Genomic DNA, 4,549 nt, shown 5'->3' on the forward strand with positions numbered 1-4,549 from the left:
AGCCGGCCGGCGGCCGGACGCAGGGTCCGGACACGGGGCCCGGACGAGCGCTCCGGGCGCGAGGTCCGGGCGCGGCAAGGAGGGCAGCGGTCAGTGCGCCCGGACGATGTTCTCCGCCTGGGGTCCCTTCTGGCCCTGGGCCACATCGAAGGTCACGGCCTCGCCCTCCAGGAGTTCCCGGTAGCCCGAGCCGGATATCTGGGAGTAGTGCGCGAAGACGTCGGGGCCACCTTCCTGGGCGATGAACCCGTAGCCCTTCTCGGAGTTGAACCACTTCACCGTGCCACTGGCCACTGTCTGTCCTTCTGGTCCGCTGTCACGAGCCGCTGTGCCGCGGCCCGGGGACACCCGCCGAGGGAATGCCCACCGGCTACGTACCCCGCGGCGGCGCGGACCATGCAGCGTCAACCGAGCCCGGATCACGCCGCTTTGGGGATCCCGGCCGATTCGGCGATCTCGCCCTCCACGGGTGCGCCGATGGGCCGGGCCAGCCCCGCGATCCCCTCGTCCAGCCGCTGGAGATGGCGCAGCACCCGGAAGGTCACCGAGCCGGAGCGCACCGCCGCCGACCCCGAACCCTCCAGCATGGAGGCGATGCTCGGGCCGGTCCGGATCGGCTCGGTCGAGGTGTCGCCCTCGATCCGGGCGAGCAGCACATCGATGTTGTGCCCGATGCGCTGCCCGACGGCCTCCAGCCGCGGGTCGGCGGCCACGCCCGTGCTGTACGGGACGAGTTCGGCCGTCGCGGCCAGCGCGCGGGCGTGGTAGGCGCACGTCTCCAGCAGCGCCACCAGATAGCGCACGGTGCGCCGCCGCACCCGCAGCGGCGTGATCGGATAGGTCAGCGGGCTCGTCGAACGGCGCAGGTCGTCCAGCGCGGTGTCCAGATCGCGCGCCAGGTCGAGCAGGTCGGCGGCCGGGGCCCCGCTGAGCTGCGCGACCGCGGCCATGGCCACCTCCCGCAGCCGGGCCAGCGCGGCCGCCAACTGCTCGTCGGTGTGCTGATCGGTGCTGACCGGCAGCACGAACAGCGCCGCGATGATGCCGCAGGCGGCGCCGAGCGCGGTCTCCTCCACCCGCAGCAGCAGCACGGACAGGCTGTAGGTGTGCAGCAGCGTGTAGAGCAGGCCCAGCATCGCGGTGACGAAGAACGACATCAGGGCGTAGGACAGCGCGGCGGTGAAGAACATCGCGAAGATCAGCAGCAGGACCAGCGAGAAGGCGGTGAAGGTGTGCCGGCCGACCACGCCGGCCAGCCCCACCCCGGCCACCACCCCGGCCACCGTGCCGATCACCCGGCGGTAGCCCCGGACCAGGATCTCGCCCCGCGAGGAGGTGTTGAGGAAGACGACCCAGCAGGTCAGCACCGCCCAGTACCAGCGCTGCGAGGAGAGGAACTCGCCACCCAGGATGGCGAGCATCGAGCCGACCGTGACCTGGGCCGCGGCCCGGGTGGTGCGGCGCTCGAGTCCGGTGCGTTCGGCGGCCGTCACCTCGCCGGCCAGCGCGACGTCCTCCGCTTCGAACTCCTCGCGGGAGCGGGCCGTCTCGGCGGTCTCGTCGGCCTCGTCGCCCGCGCCGTCGAGCGCCAGCCGCAGGCCCAGCACGGCGCGCGCGGTCTCGCCGATGCCCCGGAACGCCTCCTGGACGGCGGGCGACGCCTGCGGCACGTTCTCGTCGTCGCGGTAGCCGAGCAGCCGGTTGCGGATCTCCGCGGTGGCCGCGCTGGAGTCGTCGTCGCCGAGCCGTGCCACCAGCTCGTGCAGGGCGCGCAGTTCGCGTTCCAGCGTCCGGACCGTCCGCTCCTCGTCGAGGCCGTGCGGCGCCGGCGCGGGCAGCGCGGCCTCCGGCAGGTGCAGCACGATGGTGTCGGCGCGCTCGGCGCTGCGCGCGTTGAGCACCAGTACGCCCAGCCGCTCGGCGGCGAGTTCGGCGTCGGCGACGCGCCGCTGGAGCTGCGCCGCGGTCGCCTCGTCGGTGCTGCCCTCGTCCAGCCGCGCCTGGATCATCAGCGCGGTCTCGTGCAGCCGGGCGATGTCCTTGCGCAGGTCGGCGACCGCGTTGTCCAGCCGCTCCGGATCGGCTTCCAGGACGTCCACCTGGGTGGCGACGAGCTGCGCGGCCCGGGCCCGGAACGCCTGCCGCAGCCGGCGCAGGGTGCGTTCGGGCGTCTCCGGCAGGATCGCGAACCGGACCAGGGCGCTGCTCGCGAAGGCGATGGCCAGCGACCGCCACAGCGAGGGCAGGTCGCCGGGCCCGGCGTGGACGAACAGGGACAGGAAGTAGATCTGGAAGCCGATCAGGCCGACCGATCCGCCCCGGTCGCCGAAGCGCCGCAGGTAGGCCGAGGTGAAGATCAGCAGCACGAAGAAGAGGTCGCCGACGACGATGTGCGGGTTGAGTTCCGCGCCCAGCGAGACCGACACCAGGGCGGTCGGCAGGCAGAGCGCGAGCGTGACGGCCTGGTCGCGCACCCGTTTGTCGCGGACGCCGAAGGTGGACACCATCGAGGCCAGCGCGCCGGCCACCAGGTCGGTCACGCCGACGTGCAGCAACGACAGGACCAGGAGGGTCAGTCCGATCGCGCCGACCGTCCGCAGCCCCGACATCAGCCGCAGCAGCCCCGGGTCGGAGGCCATGTAGCGGTCCCAGACGCCGGTACGGGCCCTGCGTGACTTCGTCATCGTGCTGTCGTGTTCCCCTGCCAAGATCGGAGCACGCCCAGCATCGCACGACGGCGCCCCCGACCGGTGGGCGGTCCCGCGGCGCGGCGGGGACGCGGCAGCCGGGGGCCGTCAGGCCCGGCCGAGGGGGACCGCGAGCGCCAGACTGCCGCTCATGTCGAGCCAGGCGGTGTCCGGCGCGCGGACGAGCCGCAGGACGACGCCGTCGCAGTGCGGGCAGCGGGCCACCAGGGCCGTCGCCCGGCCGTAGACGCGCAGCCCGGCCACCGGGCCTTCACTGCGGCAGTGCGCGCAGCGGGAGACGGCCGCGGTCACGTCCACCGCGAAGATCTCCGCGAGCGGCCCGGCCAGCGCGTTGCCGTCCTGGTAGGCCTCCTGGTAGCCGTGCGCGACCGGGTCGCGGGTGGGGTTGTCGCCGGTGGGGTCCATGTCATCCTCCGCTGGGGCCGAAGCGTTCGGTGCGGATGCGGTCGGGGTCGTGGCCGAGGGACACCAGCGCGCCGGCGGCCGCCTCCACGAAGCCGGTCGGCCCGCACACGTAGCAGGTGGGCTCGAAATCGGCCGGCCACCCCCAGCGGACCAGGTCCTGCTCGGTGAGCCGTCCGGCGGGCCGCTTCCCGCCGGGCGGCACCGCTCGGGTGTAGACGTAGGAGGTGTCGAGACCGGGCGCGCCGCGGTCGAGTTCGGGCCCGTACAGCCGGTCGCCGGGATCGCGCACCGAGTACAGCAGCCGGAAGGGCACCCGGCTGCCGAGCATGCCGCGTACCCGGATCATCGACATCAGCGGCACCACACCCGAGCCGCCCGCCACCAGCAGCACCGGCTCCGGCTGCTCGGGACGCCACACGAACCAGCCGCCGACCGGTCCGCGGATCTCCACCAGGTCGCCGACCGCCAGGTCGTCGATGAGGTACGGGGACACCTCCCCGTCGGGCACCCGCTGCACGGTCAGCTCGACGCGGTCGCCGCCGGGCGCGGACGCCAGCGAGTAGCTGCGCTGCGTGCTGTAGCCGTCCTCGGCGGTCAGCCGGACGTCGACGTGCTGGCCGGCCAGGTGCCCGGCCCAGCCGTCCACCTCGAAGACCAGGGTCCGCGCGGTCGCCGACTCCTCGCGCCGCTCGACCAGCGCGGCGGCCTGCCAGCGCAGCCGTGCCCCTAGTCGCCCTGGTACCGCTGTTCGCGCCATGGGTCTCCGTAGTCGTGATAGCCCGCGCTCTCCCAGAAGCCCGGCTGATCCCGTGTCATCAGCTCCATCCCCCGGACCCACTTGGCCGACTTCCACAGGTACAGGTGCGGCACCAGCAGCCGGGCCGGGCCGCCGTGCTCCGGCGCCAGCTCCCGGCCGTCGTAGCGGTGCGCTATCCAGGCCTGGCCGCCCAGCAGGTCCGCCAGCGGCAGGTTGGTGGTGTAGCCGCCGTAGGAGTGAACCAGGGCGAAGTCGGCCGCGGTCTCGACGTCGCCCAGCAGGGTGTCGAGCGAGACGCCTTCCCAGTGGGTGCCGAACTTCGACCACTTGGTGACGCAGTGCAGGTCCACCGTCGGCTGCTCGGCGGGCAGCGCCATCAGCTGCGCCCAGTCCCAGCGGTGCCGCACCCCGCTCTCGGTGGTGACGGTGAACTCCCAGTCGTCACGGGTCACCCGGGGGGTGGGTCCGGCGGACAGCACCGGGAAATCGAAGGTCTCGTACTGGCCCGGCGGCAGCTTGTGCCCCGACTCGGGACGCCTGCCGTGGAAACCGCGCGAAATGATCGCCATGTCGCGCCGTCCTTCCCTCGCCTGCGCGTGATGGGCTGGCCTTGCCGTTCGGCACCGCTCCTTCCAGCATGCCCGCCGGCCGCCCCCGGGTCCACCGCGACGCCCGGGGA

The 4,549-nt window shown here is 73.4% G+C and carries 5 protein-coding genes; all 5 read right to left on the bottom strand.

The window, feature by feature from the left end:
* Positions 1 to 90: 90 nt before the first annotated feature.
* The 5 genes from GA0115240_RS19095 to GA0115240_RS19115 all read right to left on the bottom strand — a co-directional run bounded on the left by GA0115240_RS19095 (position 91) and on the right by GA0115240_RS19115 (position 4,439).
* The gene (locus GA0115240_RS19095; RefSeq protein ID WP_093737895.1) at positions 91 to 294 is read right to left on the bottom strand and encodes a cold-shock protein; all 204 of its coding nucleotides are present in this window, start codon (positions 292 to 294) and stop codon (positions 91 to 93) included.
* A gap of 125 nt (positions 295 to 419) precedes the next feature.
* Positions 420 to 2,684 (bottom strand): FUSC family protein, encoded by a 2,265-nt coding sequence (locus GA0115240_RS19100; RefSeq protein WP_237555017.1) that lies wholly within the window; start codon positions 2,682 to 2,684, stop codon positions 420 to 422.
* A gap of 111 nt (positions 2,685 to 2,795) precedes the next feature.
* Complete coding sequence (locus tag GA0115240_RS19105; protein ID WP_093737896.1) at positions 2,796 to 3,113, bottom strand: DUF6510 family protein; 318 nt, start codon at positions 3,111 to 3,113, stop codon at positions 2,796 to 2,798.
* A gap of 1 nt (position 3,114) precedes the next feature.
* Complete coding sequence (locus GA0115240_RS19110) at positions 3,115 to 3,870, bottom strand: ferredoxin reductase (protein ID WP_093737897.1); 756 nt, start codon at positions 3,868 to 3,870, stop codon at positions 3,115 to 3,117.
* On the bottom strand, positions 3,840 to 4,439 hold the full coding sequence (locus tag GA0115240_RS19115; RefSeq protein ID WP_093737898.1) for a sulfite oxidase-like oxidoreductase: 600 nt from the start codon (positions 4,437 to 4,439) through the stop codon (positions 3,840 to 3,842). Before GA0115240_RS19115 ends, GA0115240_RS19110 begins: the two co-directional genes overlap by 31 nt.
* Between the last annotated feature and the right edge of the window lie 110 nt (positions 4,440 to 4,549).

The sequence above is a fragment of the Streptomyces sp. DvalAA-14 genome (genome assembly GCF_900091855.1).
In the GTDB taxonomy this organism is placed as follows: domain Bacteria; phylum Actinomycetota; class Actinomycetes; order Streptomycetales; family Streptomycetaceae; genus Actinacidiphila.

Bases quoted from the DNA above. Each gene is read 5' to 3' on its own strand.
- GA0115240_RS19115 (WP_093737898.1), bottom strand. From the start codon at position 4,439: ATGGCGATCATTTCGCGCGGTTTCCACGGCAGGCGTCCCGAGTCGGGG.
- GA0115240_RS19105 (WP_093737896.1), bottom strand. From the start codon at position 3,113: ATGGACCCCACCGGCGACAACCCCACCCGCGACCCGGTCGCGCACGGC.
- GA0115240_RS19100 (WP_237555017.1), bottom strand. From the start codon at position 2,684: ATGACGAAGTCACGCAGGGCCCGTACCGGCGTCTGGGACCGCTACATG.
- GA0115240_RS19110 (WP_093737897.1), bottom strand. From the start codon at position 3,870: ATGGCGCGAACAGCGGTACCAGGGCGACTAGGGGCACGGCTGCGCTGG.